This window comes from Brevibacillus schisleri (assembly GCF_055685845.1).
In genome coordinates this window covers 5,510,688-5,530,673 of the sequence record NZ_JBVNDM010000001.1, presented here as the reverse complement: position 1 = coordinate 5,530,673, position 19,986 = coordinate 5,510,688, and the positions used below count along the sequence as shown (strand labels likewise).

The following is a 19,986-nucleotide window of genomic DNA, read 5'->3' as shown; positions in this document are numbered from 1 at the left end:
GAATGAGCATTCATTCAACACGAGACATGTGCTGACGCACACAGGAATATCTATGGAGAAAGTAGAAGTTTTAAAAATACTCTGCTAGTCTGAATATTAGGTATTCACTGTTGCGAGGCCATTCTTTTTGACCATGAATCAGTCATGACTAGGTTTTTTAAAAAGGAGGATTTGGAGATGGAACGCAAAATTCGCAAGGCGGCAGTTCTCGGTTCAGGCGTCATGGGCGCCGGGATCGCAGCACATTTAGCCAACGTCGGTATTCCCACTTATTTACTGGACATCGTGCCGCGTGAATTGACAGCAGATGAGAGTAATAAAGGACTTTCTTTGTCTGATAGCGTGGTGAAAAACCGGATAGCACAAGCGGGCCGTGACCGACTTTTGAAGGAGAAGCCGGCGCCGCTCTACGATAAAAAGAACATCGACTTGATTACAGTTGGTAACTTCGAGGATCATCTCTCTTGCTTGAACGAGGTCGACTGGATTATTGAGGTGGTTGTCGAGAACATCGAAGTGAAGAAAAGCGTCTTCGCTATGGTAGAAGCGCATCGCAAGCCAGGGGCCATCGTGTCTTCCAATACGTCTGGGGTTTCTATCAATGAAATGGCAGAGGGACGCTCGGATGACTTCCGCAAGCATTTCCTCGGCACGCACTTTTTTAACCCACCGCGCTACTTGAAGCTGTTGGAGCTGATCCCAGGTCTTGATACAGACCCGCAGGTCATCTCTTTCATGAAGCATTTTGGTGAGCATGTGCTCGGAAAAGGAATGGTCGTTTGCAAGGATACACCGAACTTCATCGCCAATCGCATCGGTACATATGGATTGCAGGTGTCGATCCACGAAATGGTGCGACTGGGGCTTGGGGTAGATGAGGTAGACGCGTTGACAGGTCCGGTTATCGGCCGTCCGAAGAGCGCGACGTTCCGCACACTCGATGTCGTCGGACTGGATACGTACGTGCATGTGGCGGGTAATGTCAGGAACAAAAGCACGGATGAGCAGGAGCGCTCTGTTTTTGAAGTGCCGGAGTTCGTTCTGCAAATGGTGGAGAAAAGATGGATCGGGCAAAAAGCCGGTCAAGGCTTTTTCAAGCAGGTGAAGACGGAGAAAGGCAAAGAGATTTTGGCACTGTCGGTTGACACACTGGAATACCGTCCAAGTGTGAGGCCGAAGTTTGCTTCCCTCGAAGCAGCCAAAACAGCCAAGACTTTGCCTGAGAAGTTGAGAGCGCTCGCATACGGAAAAGACAAGGGCAGTGAGTTCGTCTGGAGTGTCTTCAAAAAGGTACTACTGTACTCTGCGGAAAAGGCTTATGAGATCGCAGACGATATCGTCTCTGTTGATCAGGCCATGAAGTGGGGCTTCGGTTGGGAGATGGGGCCATTCGAAACGTGGGATGCCATCGGTCTCGAAAAGTCAGTGGCAAGAATGCGTGAGGAAAACGAGAAGATTCCGGCACTCGTCGAAGAGCTACTCGCGAGTGGGAAAACCTCCTTTTATCAAAAAGAGCAAGGGAAGCGCAGCGTGTTTTCCATCGGAGGCACATACAAGGACGTCGAAGAGAGCAAGGAAAACATCAACCTGGCAGCCCTTAAGGAACAAGGCAAGCTGATCAAGAAAAATGCGGGTGCCGCCTTGATCGATTTGGGCGATGGAGTCGCATGTCTGGAATTCACCTCCCCGCACAATGCACTCGGGATGGATGTCTTGCACATGGCAAGTCAGGCCGCAGAGGAAGTGCAGAAGAACTTCGCAGGTCTGGTCATCGGTAATCAAGGCAAAAACTTCTGCGTCGGGATGAATCTCGCAATGGCATTGATGGAAGCACAGGATGAGAATTGGCTGGAGCTCGACATGCTCGTCACGAACTTCCACAAAACAGCACGGGCACTGCGCTATATGCATCGTCCAGTGGTCGCAGCACCATTCGGCATGACGCTGGGTGGCGGTGTCGAGGTGGTCTATCTCGCGGATCGCGCGCAGGTATCGGCAGAGACGTACCTCGGACTGGTAGAAGTGGGAGTAGGACTTCTGCCAGGTGGCGGAGGAACGAAGGAGATGCTGTTCCGAGCAATGGAAAACGTTCCAGAGGGAGGAAGCGTGCCAGTTGATCCGTTCCCAATCGTTGCGAAGGCGTTTGAAGCCATTGCCATGGCAAAAGTATCTACGAGTGGTCAGGAAGCCATCAATCTGGGGTACCTGCGACCGACTGACCGCATCAGCGTGAATGCTGATCATCTGCTATACGATGCGAAGCAGCTGGTGCTTACGATGGATAAAGAAGGCTACACGCCGCCAGCTCCACGCAAAATTCGCGTCATCGGCGAAACGGGTTATGCGAACCTCCGCCAAAATATTTATGCCATGAAGAAGAGTGGATATATCTCCGAGCATGATGAGCTGATCGCAAGCAAAGTTGCCTATGTCATGTCCGGTGGTAACGTGCCAGCGGGTACAGAAGTGACAGAGAACTACATTCTGGAGCTGGAAAAGCAAGCGTTCCTCGAACTGATCAAGACGCCGAAAAGCCAGCAACGGATGCAGCACATGCTGACCAAGAACAAGCCTTTGCGTAACTAGGGAGAGGGAGGGATAACGATGAGAGAAGCAGTTATTGTCGCGGGCGCCCGCACCGCTATCGGTAAATCGAAAAAAGGAAGTCTCAAGGATTTTCACCCAGTCGATATGGGAGCTGCAGTTGTAAGCGACCTGTTGCGCCGCGTACCACAGCTCGATCCTGCTGATATCGAGGATATCATCATGGGGACGGCTGTACCGGAAGCTGAGCAAGGCATGAATATGGCTCGCTTGATCGGCCTGCGCGCCGGATTGCCGACAAATGTATCGGGAATCACGATCAATCGCTTTTGCTCCTCCGGTTTGCAGACGATTGCTTACGCTGCTCAGCAGATCATGGTCGGCAGCTCCGATGTAGTTGTCGCTGGCGGGGTGGAGAGCATGAGTTTGGTGCCAATGCTCGGTCACAAAATCGCACTCAATCCGACTCTGGTAGAAACGAAGCCGGAAGCGTATATGAGCATGGGTCATACGGCTGAGGAAGTGGCGAAGAGGTACAACATTTCGCGTGAGGATCAGGATGCTTTTGCTCTGCAAAGCCATCAGCGTGCGACGGCCGCCATTGCTTCAGGGAAATTCCAGGATGAAATCGTACCTTTGACAGTCAAGCAGCATTTTGTCGATGAAGCTGGCAAGGTTCACGTCCAGGAACGTGTTTTCGACAAGGATGAAGGAGCGCGCTCTGACACGACGATGGAGGCACTCGCCAAGCTCAGACCGGTCTTTCATGTGCAGGGCAGCGTAACAGCAGGAAACTCCTCGCAAACGAGCGATGGCGCGGCGGCAGTTCTCGTGATGTCTGCCGAAAAGGCAGCCGAGCTGGGTGTCGAGCCGATTGCCAAGTTCCGTTCCTTTACGGTTGGTGGTGTAGACCCTGATGTCATGGGGATTGGTCCGGTTGTTGCGATTCCAAAAGCATTAAAGCTGGCAGGAATCAGCTTGGAGGATGTCGATCTGTTTGAGTTAAACGAAGCGTTTGCCTCCCAATCGATTGCCGTCATTCGCGAGCTGGGACTCGATCCAGAAAAGGTCAATGTAAATGGTGGGGCAATCGCATTAGGGCATCCACTCGGTTGCAGTGGTGCCAAGCTGACCGTCCAGCTTTTGAATGAAATGAAGCGCAGAGGCGGCAAATACGGAGTCGTTACGATGTGTATCGGTGGTGGAATGGGAGCCGCTGGCGTTTTTGAAATGATCTAATTTTAATATAAGGAGAGGGATAGTAATGGCAGAAACAAAAGATTTGATCCGCGGTGGAAGCTTTTTGATCGATGCAGGTTCAGCTGATGATGTATTCGTGCCAGAAGAGTACACCGAAGAGCAAAAGATGATTGCCAAGACGACAGAGGATTTCGTCAACAATGAAGTTCGTCCTCATCTGGAAGAGCTTGAAAACCATCAATTTGATATTTCGGTTCGTCTGTTGAAGGAAGCTGGGGAGCTCGGTCTGTTGGCTGGAGACGTTCCGGAAAAGTACGAGGGACTGGGGCTGGATAAAGTCAGCACGGCACTCGTAACAGAGAAGTTCTCGCTGGCTCGCGGCTTTGCGCTCAGCTACGGCGCCCATGTCGGTATCGGTTCACTGCCGATCGTGTACTTTGGAAACGAGGAGCAAAAACAGCGCTACCTGCCTGATCTGGCGTCTGGAAAGCGAATCGCAGCTTACTGCCTGACAGAGCCAGGCTCTGGCTCAGATGCGCTGGGTGCGAAAACGACAGCGACTCTCTCCGCAGATGGCACGCACTATATTCTCAAGGGAGAGAAGCAATGGATCACGAATGCTGGCTTTGCTGATGTGTTTATCGTATACGCGAAAATTGATGGCGAGAAATTTACTGCCTTTATCGTTGAGCGCACATTCCCAGGTGTTTCGTTTGGACCGGAAGAGAAGAAGATGGGAATCAAATGCTCCTCGACACGCACGGTCATTTTGCAAGATGTACCTGTGCCGGTAAATAATCTGCTCGGAGAGCCTGGAAGAGGTCACGTGATCGCGTTCAACATCTTGAACGTAGGTCGTTACAAGCTCGCGGTGGGCGCAGTCGGCTCCTCGAAAAAAGCGGTGGAACTCGCGACGAACTACGCAAAAGAGCGCAAGCAGTTCAAAACGCCAATCGCCAACTTTCCTTTAATCAAAAACAAACTGGCAAACATGGCAGTGAAAACGTATGCGGCTGAAAGCTCCGTCTATCGCACAGTGGGTCTGTTCGATACAGCGCTGACTCGCTTGGGTGAAAAAGCGGATGATGGCGCAGAGGTTGCGAAGGCGATTGCTGATTATGCGATCGAATGCTCGATCAATAAAGTATTTGCCACTGAGGTTTTGGATTACTGCGTGGACGAAGGCGTGCAAATCCACGGTGGATATGGCTTTATGTCCGAGTATGAGATCGAGAACATGTACCGTGACTCGCGGATTAACCGCATTTTCGAAGGAACGAACGAAATCAATCGCATGCTCATTCCGGATACGCTCGTGAAAAAGGCGATGAAAGGTGAATTGCCGCTCTTGCAAGCAGCAAGCAGTCTGCAAGCAGAGCTGATGAGCTATTATCCAGAAGAGATTGAGGATGCACCCCTGGCTATGGAGAAGCATCTGATCAACATCACGCGCAAAATCATTTTGATGGTGGCTGGCTCTGCGTTGATGAAATACCAACAGGAAATGTCCAAAGAACAGGAACTCTTGGCATTCGCGGCTGACATGCTGATCGAGCTGTACGCAATGGATAGCATCGTGAAGCGGACAGAGAAAGCAATGGCGGCAAATGGCATCGAAGCTGAGCAGCAAAAGCTGGAAATGACCGCTGTCTATGTACATGAGGCATTCGATCATATCGAAGGCTGGGCGAAGGAAGCATTGGCGGCGATGGAAGAGGGCGACGAGCTTCGTCTGCGCCTGTCGATCTTGAAAAAGCTGACCCGCCGCACGCCGATCAACACAGTGGCACTCAAACGTTCGATTGCAGACCGCGTGATCGAAGCGGGGGCATATGTGGTGTAGTTCCAAACAGTAGATGGGAAAAGGAGCAAAGCATTGAGCTTTGCTCCTTTTGCATGTAACGCACGTTTTCATTCTTGCGGATATTTGCGATTTGCAAATGCTTTGGGATTTATTCGATTCAGCGGCAGAATGTGCCAAGCTCCATGCATATTTTGGGAAGCTCTCACGAACGCTAATGGAACATACTTCGGAAAAGGGCGGGAGCTGTAGCAGATGGCGATGAGAGGGTGGCTAAGAAGAAAAAAGACATCTGTCAAAGACAGGATAAGCCACTCGAGTGAGCCTATCCGTGTCCGTGAGATCAGTGAGCGATTAAGTGATAACCTTGCGGAGTTGAATGCAATATTTACGCTGACACCCGATTTGGTCATTCGGACGTTTGCGTGCCAGCATATAGAGGGCATGGTTACACTCGTCTACCTGAATGGCTTGGTTGACAAAAACTCGATTAACAATAATGTGCTTCGTCCGCTTTTGTCACACCCAGAGGGTGAGAAATCGAGTATTTTGGACCTGTTATCTGTCGGAAAGGTATCCGTTGTCTACGACTTTCGGAAAGTAGAAACCGAAATTTTGCTTGGGAGTAGTCTTTTGTTTATTGAGGGTCGAAAAGAAGTGCTTGTGATTCAAACGAATGGATGGCCACAGCGGGCGATAGAAGATCCACAGTTGGAGGCTGCGCTAAAGGGAGGACACCAAGGGTTTGTCGAAACGGACTCGATGAACATTGCCCTCATTCGCCGCTATATTCCCAACCGTGAATTAAAAATAAAAGAAATATGGTTGGGAGAACGAGGCCTTACAAAGCTCTCAATCATGTACTTGGCTGATGTGGCGAATCCGGAAGTATTACAGGAGCTGGAAGATCGGCTCAAGATGATCAAGGTTGACTCGATTCTTAATGCGTCTGAACTGGAGGAGTATATCGAGGATAATCCTTACTCGCTGTTTCCGCAGTTTTTGACCTCAGAGAGGCCGGATACAGTCGCCTCTCACATCTTGCAAGGGAAGATTGCTGTCGTTGTCGATCGTTCTCCAAGCGTATTAATCGGACCGGCTACTTTCGTTTCCTTTTTTCAAAACGTTGACGATTACGGTACGCGTTGGCCTGTTGCCACGTTTATTCGCTTGCTTCGATATTTAGCTTTTTTGATTGCTACTTTTTTACCCGCGATTTATATTGCGTTAATTTCATTCAATTATGAGGTTATCCCACTCGATTTGATTTTGTCAGTCGGAGAGTCCCGCGAAAAGGTTCCATTCCCACCCTTGTTAGAGGCATTTATTATGGAGCTCACTCTGGAAATGCTCCGGGAATCGGGAATTCGCCTGCCAGCGCCTATTGGGCAAACAGTCGGTATCGTAGGGGGTATCGTGATTGGTCAAGCGGTCGTACAAGCGGGGATTGTGAGCAATATTATGGTGATTGTCGTTGCATTTACAGCGATCTCATCCTTTATTATTCCGAACTACGATATGGCCTCGGCAGTCAGGCTTATTCGATTTCTCATGATGATCCTCGCTGCGATGTTTGGTTTTGTAGGTATTATTGTCGGGCTGATGGCATTGATCGGCCATTTGATTACGCTGGAATCATTAGGTGTTCCTTATGGAAGTCCTCTTGCCCCTGTGCGCTTCGGGGACTGGAAAGATTTGTTTATCCGCCTGCCACTGTGGAAAATGAAAGAGCGTCCCCTGTCAGCCCATACGATTGAAGAGGAAAGACAAGGCAATAATCGGCCAAGGGAGGACGGGTGATGAAAAAGTATACGTACAACCAATTGAGCGTCCTTCAGTACATTCTCCTCATTCATGGGGCACAAGTAGGGATCGGCGTATTGACGATTCCCAGAGATTTGGCGGAGAAGGCGAGCACCGACGGATGGATATCGCTTTTGATCGGATGGCTTGCGGCAATGCTAGTCAGTCTCGTCATCACGAACATGATGAAGCAGTACCCGGAGAAGACGATCATCGATATATTCCCATTGATCCTGGGCAAGTGGCTCGGTCGTGTCGCTATTGTTCTCATGTTCATTTATTGCGGGGTTGCAGCGTTCGTTTTGCTGATAAATGCCACGGGAATCATAAATGTTTGGCTCCTGTCTCAGACACCCGCCTATGTCGTCGTGTTCCTTTTTACGTTGCCAACTTATTTTGTTCTCCAGGGAGGGGTTCGCGCCATAGGAAGGTACGCCGAGCTCGTATTCTATCTTACGCTTTGGATACCTTTTGTTCTCACGACGGCTTATCGAGAGGTTCATTGGCTAAACTTGCTGCCAGTGATCAAGGAGGGCTGGCACCCGATATGGGAAGCGAGCAAATCCACCGTACTCTCCTTTCTTGGATTTGAGTTTGGTTATTTTGCCTACCCTTTCCTTCAAAGAAAGCAATATGCGTCTCTTGGCATTGTCATTGCGAATACATTGACGTTGTTCGTGTATCTGTCTGTCGTTGTCGTTTCTTTTGCATACTTTAGCCCCGATGAAATCACGCAGTATACATGGCCTACGCTCAATTTATGGAAAGCCATTGAGTTCCGCTTCTTAGAACGTGTCGATATTCTTTTTCTCTCTACTTATATGTTTATATTGTCAACGACTGCATTGCCGTACATCTATTTCTGTGTCTTTTCATCCAGTCAGTTATTCGGCATGAAGGATCACCGCAAGCATTTGCGCCTGTTCCTTCTTCTGGTTCCAGTGGCGCTATGGTTTTATACGCCATCCTTTATTGATCTGAAGAAATCGATACAAATTTGGAACTTTGCAGGCTTGGTATTTGCTTATGCACTTCCTTTATTGGCTTGGGGGCCGATCAGGCTATCGAAACGAGCAGAAGGGGGGAAAAAAGCATGAGGGCATTTGCTCAAGTACTATTATTGAGCTTGCTGGTAACCATGTTGGCAGGTTGCAAGGATCAAATCAATTTGGAGGATGCTACTTTATCGCTGATGGTCGGAATTGATTTGAACGAAAAAAACGAGCTTCTCTTTTATATCTCAAGCCCGGTGTTCAATCGGGAGGCAAAGGAAAAATCTGAGGAATACGGCATTCGGTCATCTACGATTAGAGAGTCAAGAATGGGCTTTGATGAGCGAGTAACAGGCTTGACCCAAGCAGGCAAAATTCAGGTGCTCGTGTTTGGGAAAAAGCTACTGGCTCACCCGGACTGGTTTCGGTTGCTGGATGTCGTTTTTCGGGATGCAAAGTTCAGTGTCAACGCCCGCGTGGCTATGCTTGATGGTCCGTTGCATGAGTTGTTTGATTATAAACCAAAGGACAAACCTCGTCTGTCCATTCATGTAACAACGCTAATTGACACAGCCAATAAAAGAAATCTGACGGTAAAGACGAGGGCACAGGAGCTCCATCGGCAAATGTATGAAAAAGGGATGACACCTAGCTTGACTGAGTTGAAGAAAGAAAAGCGGGCGGTTAAGGTAATGGGGACGGCTTTGTTAAAAGAAAATGGAACGTACGCAAGCTCGATAGAACCGCGGGATACGATTCTTTTGCAAACGCTGCTCTATGAAAAACAAGGGGAATTGTCCGTCACCATCCCGATTAAAGAGCCGAACGATCAAAAACAAATTACGAAAGACAGGATCAGCTTTTTTATCAAGGGCGTCCAAAAAAAAGTAAAAACATCCTATCAGAACGGTCGGTTTCATTTTGACGTTCATTTCAGGTTGCGAGTATCCATATCAGAGCGTATGTTTCCGTACGACATGCAAAAGGACTACAAAAAGATGGAGCGAATGATCGGCGACGAGTTACAGAAGGATTACATGAAGTTAATCAAGAAATGCCAGGAAATCGGTGTAGACCCGTTTGGGTTCGGTCTCTATGCGCGGGCCTATGAATATAAGGAGTACAAAAAGGTAGAGGACGATTGGACAAAGGCATTTTCTAATGCCAAAGTTGAAATCAAGTCAGACATATCGATTAAGGGAAATGGCGTCGTAAAGTGAAAGGTGAAAGACAAAACCCCCTGGCAATCAGTAAATGCCAAGGGGGTTCGTTATTAATAGATCGCTTCCCAGCCAGCAGGAGTGACGAACAGGCGAATCGCCTTGATTTTGCGGTCGTCCATCAGGGTGAAGTAGTGGCGGTAGTTCGGTGGTACGGAGATCAGATCGCCTGGCTCCAGCTCGACGTCAAAGTAGCGACCGTCTTTGCCCTTGATAGCGAAAATACCGTGACCATCGACGCAGAAGCGGCACTCATCATCGGTGTGGTGATGCTCGCCCTTGAATTTCACCAACAGCTCGTCGAGGTTAGGTGTTTTGTCAGAGAGGACGATAATGTCCGCTGTCAAGTAACCGCGACGTTGGCTGATCGCATCGATTTCCGGCTTAAAGGTGTCGAGAATCTCTTGTTTTTCCTCGTCTGTCGGGCTGTAGTTATCACGGTGCTTTGGATCAAGGCGATCCACGCCCCATTTTTCGTAAATGATCTCTTGGGTATCCAGGAAGGAGACAACTTCCTCGGGTGCGGAGATGTACTCATTGTTGTCGTGAAAACGAATTTGTGCCATCGTTTATTCCTCCTTAATTGGTGGTTGTAGTGGACACGACTGCTTGGCGCAATTGCAGCCAGCGGGCGTGATACTCGAATAGGAATTCAAAAGCTTCCAAGTGGCGCTTGGCCTCGAAGTCATTGCCGCCCCACGTGTAGATACCGTGGTTACGGATGAGTACGCCGGGAACTTCTGGTGAAATCACTTTTTCAATGGCGGCAGCCAAGGTCGGAATATCGGCAAAGTTCTCAACAATCGGAACAGTAATGCGCGCGTTTTCTTCCCAGATTCCGAGTCCCTTGATCAGCTCTTGTCCTTGAATGGAGAAAGCGCGTTGTCCAAAGTACAGCTCGGAAATGAGATTATTCCATACGGTATGGACGTGGAAGCAAGCCCCTGCCTTCGGAAACGTTTTGTAGACGACAGCGTGGATGAGCGTTTCCGCGGACGGCTTGAGAGCAGTTTCATCCACCGGACGCGAGTCTTGATCCACGACCAGATAATCTTCAGGGGACAGCTTGGTTTTGTCTTTGCCGCTTGCCGTTACAGCAAATTGCAAGGGAGCGTTTTGTATTTTAATAGAGAGATTGCCACTGGTGCCGGGAAACCAGTCCCGGCGGGCAAATGTCAGCTTGGCGTCATCCAGACGGCGAAAGGCATCCAGACGTTGTTCGAGTGTTGCAGTCATGAATTAGACGACCTCCTGTTGGACTTGCTGTAAAATGCGAATCACATCGTGGAATGTGGCAAACTTGCTATGCGGCAATTGCATCTCTTCCGCCTTGTCAGCGAGGAAGGAACGGGCAATCACATAATCAGCGATCTTGGCCCCAGCCAAATCAGTGATGGAGTCGCCGATGACAATGCGGAAATGGGTTGCTGGATCGTAACGGCGGATGATGGTCGTCTTGCACATGCCACAGCCGTTCGTGCAATGTTCATCGCAAGCGTTTGGCCACGTAATGGTGATGCGCTCTCCGCTGAAATCACTGCCATTGCAGTAGATCGGTACATCGGTAAGATCGAAGGGTGCCAGGATAGGCTCCAGGAAAAAGTCGATGCCGCCACTCGTAATCAACAGCTCGATGCCTTCTTCTCGGCAATAGCTCACGAATTCAGAAAATCCCGGGCGAATGGTCGCTTCATGGACAATAAAATCAATAATGTCCTGGCGCAAGGAGGAGGGCAAGAGTTGAAACAGCTTGCCGACTCCTTCCTGAACGCTTATTTTTTGCGAAAGGATTTGCTCCGTCAAGGCTTCCCACTCAGGGGGAGCGAACTTGCGAACAATCGCTACAATGTTGTCTTTTTCGGTAATCGTTCCGTCGAAATCGCAGAACAGGACGAGCTTCTTACTCATCGCGCGCCACCCCACTTTTCCAGGGCGACCGCCAGTTCTTGTGATTCCGAGGCGGCTTCTTCCACTGTTCGGCCTGCGGTGACTGCATCAATCGCGGCAACGAATGCTTTCGCTCCGGCGGTTGCTCCACCGGGATGACCGTGGATTCCGCCCCCTGCATTGACGATTTGATCGAGTCCGAAGTCTTGATAAAGCTGTGGAACCAGCCCCGGATGAATGCCGGCAGACGGAACCGGGAAGGAACGGCGTACACCATTCAGTGGATCTGTCAAATGCTTCGCGAGCTGCAACGCTTCTGTTTTGTCCAAAGCGACATTGCCATATGGGGATGGGAAGAGCACCAAATCTGCCCCAGCTACACGCATCAACGTACCGAGTAGGAGCGGGGGGGCGATGCCGTAGTCAGGTGATGGATAGTAGGCGCCTGCCAATGCTGGATGCGCCATGATTGGTACGTGTACGTCAGGATCGGCTGCCAAACGGTGCAGGGCATCGAAGCCAAAGGCCAGCACGTTGAACAAGAGGCAATCAGCACCCGCTTCTACTGCACGCTTCGCTTTTTCGTTCAGCTCATGCACAGGTCCGGTCAGGTTGGCTGCATAGAGGACGGGCTTGCCAGTTTCGGCTTCGGTCTCTTGTGCGATCTGCTTGAACGCTTTGATTCGTTCGATAAAAGGAGCACGGTCATCTGCAAAGAAGATTTCGTCATCTTTCACGAGATCGACTCCGCCCAAGGCTTGTGCTCGGAATTGCGTCTTCAGATCGTCGAAAGGAAGACCTAGGCACGATTTGAAAATGCTCATCAAGAGCGGACGGTTATGTGCCCCTAAACGTTCGCGCAGACCATCAATGCCGAACTTCGGTCCAGGAAAAGCCTGAAGGAATGATTCAGGGAAAACGATGTCGATGAGCTTGATTTTGCCATCCATCGATAGTTTGCCGAATATTCCGGTTAACAAGGATGGAATGTCTGCTGTAAAATTGCGAGTCGGATAGCTAACGGTAATCAGACCGCGTGTTTCTCCGTTTTCCAGTGTCGCAATTGGTGTCGCGCTCACGGCTTCACCGAGATACGGCGCTAGCTCAGCTTGCTTGGCAAGCGGCAGGTCCGTCCAGGAACCGACTGTCATGCCGACAGCAATGGCTTGCGCTTTTTTGTTCAAGTCTTTTGCTTGGGTGAGATAGGTGACGAGGATACGTTGTTCACTCATGGTACGTCAAATCCTCCTTGAATTAATAAAAAAAGCCTCCCCATTGAGCGGGGAGGCGGTTGTCGACTATGAAAGCGTCTCGTCTCCTCTCATCTCTCGGGTCAGTAGCCGAAACGAGCCCGAAAATGCTCAATCTCGACTCTTATCCGTTGGAATTAGCACCGTTTCGCTATCCAAGGTACGCAATTATGAGCGTACGAATCATGGTATAGCGCCGGTTGCCGGGCATCATAGGGCCAGTCCCTCAGCCAGCTCGCGATAAGAGTTATTCGTTTCCCCCATGATATGACGTTCATTGTCAGGAGTCAATCTTTGTTTTTGCAGAGAATGTGCAGGAGATTATTAGAAAAATGAGACGAAGATGAAACTTTTTTACAATTCCTTCGTGGTAATGGGTGAAAGGGTGTGAACGGCTTGGGAAAGTAGGTCTGGAGGATGTGTACCAGCTGCATGTAAACGATATTTACCGCTATCTTTTCCGGCTGACACGAGATGAGAGGCTGGCAGAGGATTTGACACAGGAAACCTTTTGTCGCGCCTTCTCTTCCTTGGACGACTACCGTGGGGAAAAAGTACGGCCCTGGCTGTTCAAGGTGGCCTATCACGCTTTCGTGGACGGTTATCGCAAGAAGACGAAACAACGATTTGCGTTTGTGGAAGCCCTGCCACAGCGACGTGATCAATCGGCGGTTGATCCGGCAGAGCATGTCGTGAACAAAGAGCTGTGGGAAGTGGCCCATAACTACTTGGGGCAACTTCCGGAAAAGCAGAAACAGGTCATTTTGTTGTCTGCCATGCAGTTTTCCTACGCGGAAATGGCAGAGGTGCTCGGTATCGATCTGGCAGACGTCAAGCGTTCCTTGTTTCGGGGACGACAAAAGATGCGGCAGTTGTGGAGGGAGGAAATCCGGTGATGAACAAGGATGAGAATCATCGCGAGCAAAGGTTGCTTGCTTATTTGCGTGGGGAAATGGCGGAAGAAGATTCGAAACAATTCGAGGAGGAGATAGCCGCTGACGAAGAGTACGCACAGCGGTTGGAAAGGCTGTTGTTGGGGGCAGAACCAGAAGCGGACAACGCGAAAACCAAACAGTCTGAAACACTGTCAGCTGAAAAACAGCGTGCCATTGTTCGCCGGGGGAAATGGAAAAATCGGTTGTCCAACGCAGGATTCACCATAGGGCTTCCCTTTCTGGCCGGTGTTGTGTTGCTGATTCTGAATGGCTGGGTGGGGTCGCTGATGCATGAAGATCTGTTCCGCGTTGCAAAGTCGATGGTCAATTTTACTCAACCAGGTGTCAGTGTAGGCGGTAGTGGTTCGAAGGTCGGATTGCTGTACGGCAATATCAGCATGGAGCTTCGCGAGAGAGTCGGGTCGGAAGATAAGAATGCAGGGCGATTTGAAAGTACAAATGTGCTGTGGAACGTAAATGCTGGGCCGCAATGGACGAATGGAGTCAGGGAGCAGAAGCTGTATTTCCGTTATCCGACAGAAGGGGAAAAGGAGGATACGATGTCTTTCACTTCACCTGCCTGGACAACGATGGAGAAGCTGCCAGAGGGGACCGTTTCTCAGCTCGCGATTTCCTTCGATCACTTCTTGACGTATCAGGAGTACTATGAACTGGTTTCCCGCCATGTTACTTCTTCGGGACAAGATACAGTTTGGTTTGCGGTAGACACAGGGGTGGAGCGCAAGCAAGCAGAAGAAGAGGGCAATCGATTTCTCGGTCCCGGGTACGTGTGGGGATTTGCGCAACATGAACTGGATTACGGAGGTGCGCCCATTCGGGTAAACGGGGAAGGGGACAGAAGAATGTCCGCCTACTTGGAAGAGATGAAGTACTTATCTGAGCAAGAAGATCTGGCTCGCGATATCGGCAGATCTTTGCTGTTTCGTAGCGACCCTCAGATAACCGAACGATTCAACTACATGCAGCAAAACGGAGTGCGAATCTACGGCGCCGTCCTCACCGGACCTACGAAAGAACTGCTGAAGCTCAAGGCCGAAAAGTCAATAACGGCAGCGCTTTTAGGCAAGGTAGACTGGTGGAATTGGGATCGCCCTGCGGCATCAGGAACACATTACAGTTACTAGTAACAAGGTGCGAATTTTTGCACAAAAGGGTGTTGACATCGTGGAAGCGTTGGTTGTATGATTCAAACTAAATCAAAAACCGAATACGTTTTGGATACCTTATCCAGAGAAGGTGGAGGGACTGGCCCGATGATACCCGGCAACCGACATGACGCCATTCAGACGCGAGAAAGCGACTGATCGATAGGCGACATGCACGGTGCTAATTCCTGCAGAAACAAAAGTGGTCTGGAAGATAAGGGGGACATCAACACGGTTCTTACACGTGACGACAGCGACCTCTTTTCTTCGGGAAAAGAGGTCTTTTTTGCTCTCATGACACAAACAAAACAAGTAGAGATAGAGGAAAAATAAGTAGAGGGGAGTTTTGGGATCATGGCATATCGCGCATTGACTGAACAGGAAGCAGTGGAGTACGTAAAAGGAATACCAGATCTTTTTAGCGAAGGAGCAGAGCTGACCAGCCGAGAAATCGGGGATGGCAACCTCAATCTGGTTTTTGACATTCAAGAGCCAGCAACGGGTAAGAGCGTCATTGTTAAGCAAGCACTGCCTTTTGCCCGCGTTGTGGGGGAATCCTGGCCGCTTACGATTGACCGGGCTCGCATCGAGAGCGAGGCACTCCGCATTCAGCACAAATACGTTCCGGACCTGGTGCCACAGGTGTATCATTTCGATGGGGAACTTGCGTTGACCGTCATGGAAAACGTCGGGGACCACATCATCATGCGCAAAGGGTTGATCGAAGGAAAGCGGTATCCGCTATTCGCGAAGCAAATTGGCCGTTTTCTCGCGCAAACGTTGTTCTTCACATCCGATCTGGGTGCACATCCGTACATTAAAAAAGCGCTAGTCGGAACATTCATAAATCCAGAATTATGCAAAATCACAGAAGATCTCGTCTTTACCGATCCGTATGAAAATGCGCCTACCAACGACTTCAACCCGTTGATCCGCCGCGAGGTCGAGGCGATCTGGAACAACAGGCCGCTGAAGCTGGAAATCGCCAAGCTGAAATACGATTTCCTTACGCGCTCGGAGGCGCTGCTGCATGGTGACTTGCATACCGGAAGTATTTTCATCACGGAAAACAGCTTAAAAGCAATCGATCCAGAGTTCGCTTACTACGGCCCAATCGGCTTTGACATTGGGGCGATTATAGCCAATCTGCTGCTCAACTACGCAGGACAGCACGGTCTGCAAAAAGATCAAGGAGAACGGGAAGCGTACCGCGAATACTTACTGGAAATGGTCGAGGATGTCTGGAATGAATTCGTTTCGCAATTCGTTCAACTCTGGCACAAGCACGCCAAAGAGCGCAGCGCCCATGTCGAAGGACTGTGGCAAAGCTATGTGAAGCGCCTGATTCAGGATACAGCAGGCTATGCCGGATGCAAAATCCTGCGTCGTGTCATTGGCTTGGCAGGCGTAGCGGACCTGAATGCCATCGAAGACGACCAGACTCGCGCTGAAGCAGAGCGTCTCGCTCTCACGATTGGAGAAGCGCTAATCCTCGGTCGCGGTGGCATCGACGAATCGACAGATATCACGGACATCGTACGCACAGTAACTGAACGCTACTACCAGGAGGCTACAACAGTATGACAACCAGCACTCAATTGGCACCTGTAAAGTGGGAGAATGACGCATTGGTCCTGCTTGACCAGACGCGTCTGCCAGTAGAAACGATCTATTTGAACTTGACCACCTCCGAGCAAGTATGGGGTTCCATTCGACGCTTGGAAGTACGTGGCGCACCAGCCATTGGCATGGCGGCAGCTTACGGGCTCTACCTGGGCATTCGTGGCAGTGAAGCGAGTAACTACGACGAGTTTTGGCAGGAACTGAACCAGCAGGCAGACTACCTGGGCTCTTCCCGTCCGACAGCGGTGAATCTGTTCTGGGCGTTGGATCGCATCAAGGCTCGTGTTGAAAAAGAAAGCGGTGCGTCGATTGCCGAGTTGAAGGCGGCAATACTCGATGAAGCATTGGCGATTCAAAAGGAAGACGCTGAAGTATGCCGAACCATCGGGGAGCATCTGCTCACTCTGTTGCATGACGGTATGGGAATTCTCACACACTGTAACCCAGGGGCATTGGCTACAGCAGCGTACGGTACGGCTACTGCTCCCTTTTATTTGGCAAAGGAACGCGGTTGGAACCTGAAGGTGTACGCGGATGAAACCCGTCCTGTTCTACAAGGCGCTCGTCTTACTGCATTCGAATTGCAGCAAGCAGGGATTGATGTGACGCTGATCTGTGACAACATGGCGGCGATGGTCATGTCCCAAGGAAAAGTAGAGGCTGTCATCGTGGGGACAGACCGCGTAGCAGCGAACGGCGATGTCGCCAACAAAATCGGTACGTATGGGGTAGCGGTATTGGCAAAAGCTCACGGCATTCCTTTTTACGTGGCAGCTCCCTTGTCCTCCGTCGATTTGGACACACCGACAGGCGCAGATATTCCGATTGAAGAGCGTCCAGCCGAGGAAATTACCCATGGCTTGGGCAAACAGGTAGCTCCAGATGATATCAAGGTGTACAATCCTGCGTTCGATGTAACGCCTGCGAAGTACATTACAGCGATCGTTACCGAGACGGGCATTTTCAAGCCGGAAGAGATCGGCAATAGCAAAAAATAAAAGACATTTTTATATGCGTTCGCCTATTGTTGCTGGCGGGCGCTTTTTGCTCATTTTGGCGTTTTCCAGTAAAATATCCAAGAAAAGGGGAGATTCGTATGCAAACGATCCAACAGATAGCCATCAATGAAGATACGTACTTGAAACAATTAGAATTAGCTGATGCTGAGGAGTTATTTTTGCTTACGGATTCGAACCGGGAGAATCTTATGGAATGGCTGCCGTGGCTGAATTATACGAAGAAGGTAGAGGATTCTCGCCAATTCATCCAAGCGACGATTCATCAGTACAACGATAATCGCGGCATCCACTATGGTATTTGGTACCAAGGACGTCTGGCTGGCACAGTCGGCGTACATACGGTGGATTGGATCAACAAAAAGACGTCCATTGGCTATTGGCTGGGTGCGCAATTTCAGGGAAAGGGCCTGATGACAGAAGCAGTGGCGACCTACTTGGACGTGTTGATCTTCGGGTCATGGGATTTGGAAAAAGTAACGATTCAGGCAGCTACGGAAAACTACAAGAGCAGATCGATCCCGGAACGATTAGGGTTTCAATTGGAAGGGATACTGCGCCGGAATGAATTCCTTTACGATCATTACGTGGATCATGCCACTTACAGCCTGCTAAAAGAGGAATGGCTTGACTGGAAAACCGATAAAAAAATTTAGATTGAACTGTATGCTTCGATTGACAATGAAAATTCTGTAAATTACGATGGTGAAGACAGATCAGAAGGGCTGCGCGTGATTCGCAAGCCCTTTTTTAGTCGTGCTGTTAGGTCTAAATAAATAGAGGTGATTTACATGCAGACACTTCGGCAATTATCTTGGTTTTTTCGTGCCTATTGGAAACGATACGTCATTGGAATCTCTGTGCTGTTTGTCATCGATGTTCTCATGCTATGGCCGCCGAAATTAATCGGGGACACGGTGGATTCGATTCGCAACAGTTCCCTGACGGACGCCGACTTGACGCAAACAGTGGTCATCTTGCTCGTATTGGGTGTGAGCTTGTATGGGTTGCGGTTTCTCTGGCGGTACTTGTTAAATGGGGGAGCCTTGATTCTGGAGCGAACGCTACGCGAGCGACTGTTTGCCCATTTGACCAGAATGACCCCGTCGTTTTTTCATCGCAAACGTAGTGGTGATCTGATGGCCGTGGCTACCAACGATATTCCTGCCATTGAACAAACGGCGAGTACAGGGGTGCTTACGCTTGTCGATGCGTTGTTCATGACCGTGTTAACGCTAGGTGTCATGGTGACCGCGATTGATTGGAAGCTGACGCTGGCTGCGCTGATCCCGATGCCGTTTTTGGCTTGGTCAACGGCTTACTATGGAAAGCTGCTGCATGAGCGCTTTTACTTGGCACAGGAAGCCTTCGGAGAGATGAATGATCATGTTCAACAATCCGTATCGGGCGTTCGGGTATTGAGAGCATTTGTTCAGGAAAAGGCCGATATCGAGGCATATCGCCGGGTCAGTGAAAAAACGTTGGAGCGAAATGTGAGCGTTTCACGGATTGACGCGCTGTTTGAGCCGACGATCGCGATTATTATTGGCTTCAGCTTTTTGATCGGGCTGGGCTATGGCACGTATTTGGTGTTCACTAGCGCTATCTCCTTAGGGGATTTGGTTGCGTTCAATTTATACCTGGGACTTTTAATTTGGCCGATGTTCGCTTTTGGTTGGCTGGTTAATGTGTTGCAGCGCGGTGGCGCATCCCACAAACGCTTTACAGAGCTAATGGTGGAGCAGCCAGATGTGACGGAAGCAGCGAACCCGGTCACGAGCCAAATCGCCAATACCGTAGAAGCACGCCATTTTTCCTTTACGTATCCGGGCACTGACAAGCCAGCACTCACCGATATCTCGTTTCGTTTGGGTGAAGGAGAGACGCTTGGGATTGTCGGGAGGACGGGAAGCGGCAAGTCGACGTTGTGCCGTGCCTTGTTGCATCAATATCAGATGAAGGAACAAGTTCTGTTTATTGGGGGCATCCCCATCGAGGGACTCGCGTTCGATACGCTGCGGGAAAAAATCGGCTATGTGCCTCAGGAGCATTTGCTGTTCTCACGGACGATTGCAGAAAATGTTGCTTTCGGGAAACCACAAGCGACGACCGAGGAAGTGATACATGCGCTGGAGCTTGCGGAGATGAAGAGAGATTTGGCCCAATTTAGAGAGGGATTGCAAACGATGGTTGGGGAGAAGGGGGTCACCCTCTCCGGGGGGCAAAAACAGCGCATTTCCATTGCACGCGCTCTCTTAATGGATGCGGGTATTTTGATTCTCGACGATTCACTATCGGCTGTGGACGCGCGGACAGAGGAGAGTATCCTTCGTCATCTGCGACAGGAGCGCGCGGATAAAACGACCATTATTACTGCTCATCGTCTTTCTGCCGTACAGCACGCACAGCTGATTCTCGTGCTGGATGAGGGGCAGATCGTCGAGCAGGGGACACATGACGAGCTGATGCAGCGCAACGGCTGGTATGCAGAGCAGTACCGTCGTCAGCAAATGGAGCAGGATGTGGCTGGTTGAGGGAGGGGGAAAACG

At 50.1% G+C, this 19,986-nt stretch carries 16 protein-coding genes and 2 riboswitches; of the genes, 12 read left to right on the top strand and 4 right to left on the bottom strand.

Annotation, left to right across the window (positions count from 1 at the left end; all coding sequences use genetic code 11):
• Window positions 1–177 precede the first annotated feature (177 nt).
• The 6 genes from ACUUHJ_RS26290 (at window position 178) to ACUUHJ_RS26265 (ending at window position 9,560) form a co-directional block, all read left to right on the top strand.
• Window positions 178–2,586 (top strand): 3-hydroxyacyl-CoA dehydrogenase/enoyl-CoA hydratase family protein, encoded by a 2,409-nt coding sequence (locus tag ACUUHJ_RS26290; RefSeq protein WP_472300405.1) that lies wholly within the window; start codon window positions 178–180, stop codon window positions 2,584–2,586.
• An 18-nt stretch (window positions 2,587–2,604) separates the two neighbouring features.
• Window positions 2,605–3,783 carry an acetyl-CoA C-acetyltransferase gene (locus ACUUHJ_RS26285; RefSeq protein ID WP_048034625.1) on the top strand — a complete coding sequence of 393 codons (1,179 nt, stop codon included), beginning with the start codon at window positions 2,605–2,607 and terminating at the stop codon, window positions 3,781–3,783.
• A 25-nt stretch (window positions 3,784–3,808) separates the two neighbouring features.
• Window positions 3,809–5,587, top strand: coding sequence for an acyl-CoA dehydrogenase family protein (locus tag ACUUHJ_RS26280; RefSeq protein WP_472300404.1), 1,779 nt, complete (start codon window positions 3,809–3,811; stop codon window positions 5,585–5,587).
• Window positions 5,588–5,800: 213 nt separating this feature from the next.
• Window positions 5,801–7,345, top strand: a complete 1,545-nt coding sequence (locus tag ACUUHJ_RS26275; protein WP_472300402.1) for a spore germination protein — start codon at window positions 5,801–5,803, stop codon at window positions 7,343–7,345.
• Window positions 7,345–8,445 carry a GerAB/ArcD/ProY family transporter gene (locus ACUUHJ_RS26270; protein WP_289674495.1) on the top strand — a complete coding sequence of 367 codons (1,101 nt, stop codon included), beginning with the start codon at window positions 7,345–7,347 and terminating at the stop codon, window positions 8,443–8,445. The genes ACUUHJ_RS26275 and ACUUHJ_RS26270 overlap by 1 nt, the downstream gene beginning before the upstream one ends.
• The gene (locus ACUUHJ_RS26265) at window positions 8,442–9,560 is read left to right on the top strand and encodes a Ger(x)C family spore germination protein (RefSeq protein ID WP_289674494.1); all 1,119 of its coding nucleotides are present in this window, start codon (window positions 8,442–8,444) and stop codon (window positions 9,558–9,560) included. The genes ACUUHJ_RS26270 and ACUUHJ_RS26265 overlap by 4 nt, the downstream gene beginning before the upstream one ends.
• A gap of 53 nt (window positions 9,561–9,613) precedes the next feature.
• Here the strand turns inward: ACUUHJ_RS26265 and ACUUHJ_RS26260 are convergent, their stop codons facing one another.
• From ACUUHJ_RS26260 to ACUUHJ_RS26245, 4 genes are read right to left on the bottom strand one after another with little or no spacing between them, the layout of a single operon-like run.
• On the bottom strand, window positions 9,614–10,126 hold the full coding sequence (locus ACUUHJ_RS26260) for a 1,2-dihydroxy-3-keto-5-methylthiopentene dioxygenase (protein WP_015893125.1): 513 nt from the start codon (window positions 10,124–10,126) through the stop codon (window positions 9,614–9,616).
• Between the two features lie 13 nt (window positions 10,127–10,139).
• Window positions 10,140–10,796 carry a methylthioribulose 1-phosphate dehydratase gene (locus ACUUHJ_RS26255; RefSeq protein WP_289674493.1) on the bottom strand — a complete coding sequence of 219 codons (657 nt, stop codon included), beginning with the start codon at window positions 10,794–10,796 and terminating at the stop codon, window positions 10,140–10,142.
• A 3-nt stretch (window positions 10,797–10,799) separates the two neighbouring features.
• Window positions 10,800–11,468 carry a 2-hydroxy-3-keto-5-methylthiopentenyl-1-phosphate phosphatase gene (locus ACUUHJ_RS26250; RefSeq protein WP_289674492.1) on the bottom strand — a complete coding sequence of 223 codons (669 nt, stop codon included), beginning with the start codon at window positions 11,466–11,468 and terminating at the stop codon, window positions 10,800–10,802.
• Complete coding sequence (locus ACUUHJ_RS26245) at window positions 11,465–12,679, bottom strand: 2,3-diketo-5-methylthiopentyl-1-phosphate enolase (RefSeq protein ID WP_472300401.1); 1,215 nt, start codon at window positions 12,677–12,679, stop codon at window positions 11,465–11,467. Before ACUUHJ_RS26245 ends, ACUUHJ_RS26250 begins: the two co-directional genes overlap by 4 nt.
• 86 nt (window positions 12,680–12,765) lie before the next feature.
• Window positions 12,766–12,944: riboswitch (SAM riboswitch) on the bottom strand.
• A 130-nt stretch (window positions 12,945–13,074) separates the two neighbouring features.
• Here ACUUHJ_RS26245 and ACUUHJ_RS26240 point away from each other — a divergent pair.
• From ACUUHJ_RS26240 to ACUUHJ_RS26215, 6 genes are all read left to right on the top strand, one after another.
• On the top strand, window positions 13,075–13,593 hold the full coding sequence (locus tag ACUUHJ_RS26240) for a sigma-70 family RNA polymerase sigma factor (protein ID WP_289674490.1): 519 nt from the start codon (window positions 13,075–13,077) through the stop codon (window positions 13,591–13,593).
• A complete protein-coding gene (locus ACUUHJ_RS26235) occupies window positions 13,593–14,777 on the top strand; it encodes an anti-sigma factor (protein WP_289678150.1) in 1,185 nt (394 codons plus the stop codon). The genes ACUUHJ_RS26240 and ACUUHJ_RS26235 overlap by 1 nt, the downstream gene beginning before the upstream one ends.
• A 96-nt stretch (window positions 14,778–14,873) precedes the next feature.
• Window positions 14,874–15,019: riboswitch (SAM riboswitch) on the top strand.
• Window positions 15,020–15,152: 133 nt separating this feature from the next.
• Window positions 15,153–16,382, top strand: a complete 1,230-nt coding sequence (gene mtnK / locus ACUUHJ_RS26230) for an S-methyl-5-thioribose kinase (protein WP_472300400.1) — start codon at window positions 15,153–15,155, stop codon at window positions 16,380–16,382.
• On the top strand, window positions 16,379–17,419 hold the full coding sequence (gene mtnA / locus ACUUHJ_RS26225; RefSeq protein ID WP_472300399.1) for an S-methyl-5-thioribose-1-phosphate isomerase: 1,041 nt from the start codon (window positions 16,379–16,381) through the stop codon (window positions 17,417–17,419). Before mtnK ends, mtnA begins: the two co-directional genes overlap by 4 nt.
• Before the next feature lie 98 nt (window positions 17,420–17,517).
• On the top strand, window positions 17,518–18,093 hold the full coding sequence (locus ACUUHJ_RS26220) for a GNAT family N-acetyltransferase (RefSeq protein WP_289674486.1): 576 nt from the start codon (window positions 17,518–17,520) through the stop codon (window positions 18,091–18,093).
• A 135-nt stretch (window positions 18,094–18,228) separates the two neighbouring features.
• Window positions 18,229–19,971 (top strand): ABC transporter ATP-binding protein, encoded by a 1,743-nt coding sequence (locus tag ACUUHJ_RS26215; protein ID WP_289674485.1) that lies wholly within the window; start codon window positions 18,229–18,231, stop codon window positions 19,969–19,971.
• The last annotated feature ends 15 nt before the right edge of the window (window positions 19,972–19,986 follow it).

Coding starts and splice junctions, on each gene's coding strand:
- ACUUHJ_RS26250 (WP_289674492.1), bottom strand. CDS start 11,468: ATGAGTAAGAAGCTCGTCCTGTTCTGCGATTTCGACGGAACGATTACC.
- ACUUHJ_RS26265 (WP_289674494.1), top strand. CDS start 8,442: ATGAGGGCATTTGCTCAAGTACTATTATTGAGCTTGCTGGTAACCATG.
- ACUUHJ_RS26270 (WP_289674495.1), top strand. CDS start 7,345: ATGAAAAAGTATACGTACAACCAATTGAGCGTCCTTCAGTACATTCTC.
- ACUUHJ_RS26245 (WP_472300401.1), bottom strand. CDS start 12,679: ATGAGTGAACAACGTATCCTCGTCACCTATCTCACCCAAGCAAAAGAC.
- ACUUHJ_RS26220 (WP_289674486.1), top strand. CDS start 17,518: ATGCAAACGATCCAACAGATAGCCATCAATGAAGATACGTACTTGAAA.
- ACUUHJ_RS26255 (WP_289674493.1), bottom strand. CDS start 10,796: ATGACTGCAACACTCGAACAACGTCTGGATGCCTTTCGCCGTCTGGAT.
- ACUUHJ_RS26260 (WP_015893125.1), bottom strand. CDS start 10,126: ATGGCACAAATTCGTTTTCACGACAACAATGAGTACATCTCCGCACCC.
- ACUUHJ_RS26280 (WP_472300404.1), top strand. CDS start 3,809: ATGGCAGAAACAAAAGATTTGATCCGCGGTGGAAGCTTTTTGATCGAT.
- mtnK (WP_472300400.1), top strand. CDS start 15,153: ATGGCATATCGCGCATTGACTGAACAGGAAGCAGTGGAGTACGTAAAA.
- mtnA (WP_472300399.1), top strand. CDS start 16,379: ATGACAACCAGCACTCAATTGGCACCTGTAAAGTGGGAGAATGACGCA.
- ACUUHJ_RS26275 (WP_472300402.1), top strand. CDS start 5,801: ATGGCGATGAGAGGGTGGCTAAGAAGAAAAAAGACATCTGTCAAAGAC.
- ACUUHJ_RS26215 (WP_289674485.1), top strand. CDS start 18,229: ATGCAGACACTTCGGCAATTATCTTGGTTTTTTCGTGCCTATTGGAAA.
- ACUUHJ_RS26285 (WP_048034625.1), top strand. CDS start 2,605: ATGAGAGAAGCAGTTATTGTCGCGGGCGCCCGCACCGCTATCGGTAAA.
- ACUUHJ_RS26290 (WP_472300405.1), top strand. CDS start 178: ATGGAACGCAAAATTCGCAAGGCGGCAGTTCTCGGTTCAGGCGTCATG.
- ACUUHJ_RS26235 (WP_289678150.1), top strand. CDS start 13,593: ATGAACAAGGATGAGAATCATCGCGAGCAAAGGTTGCTTGCTTATTTG.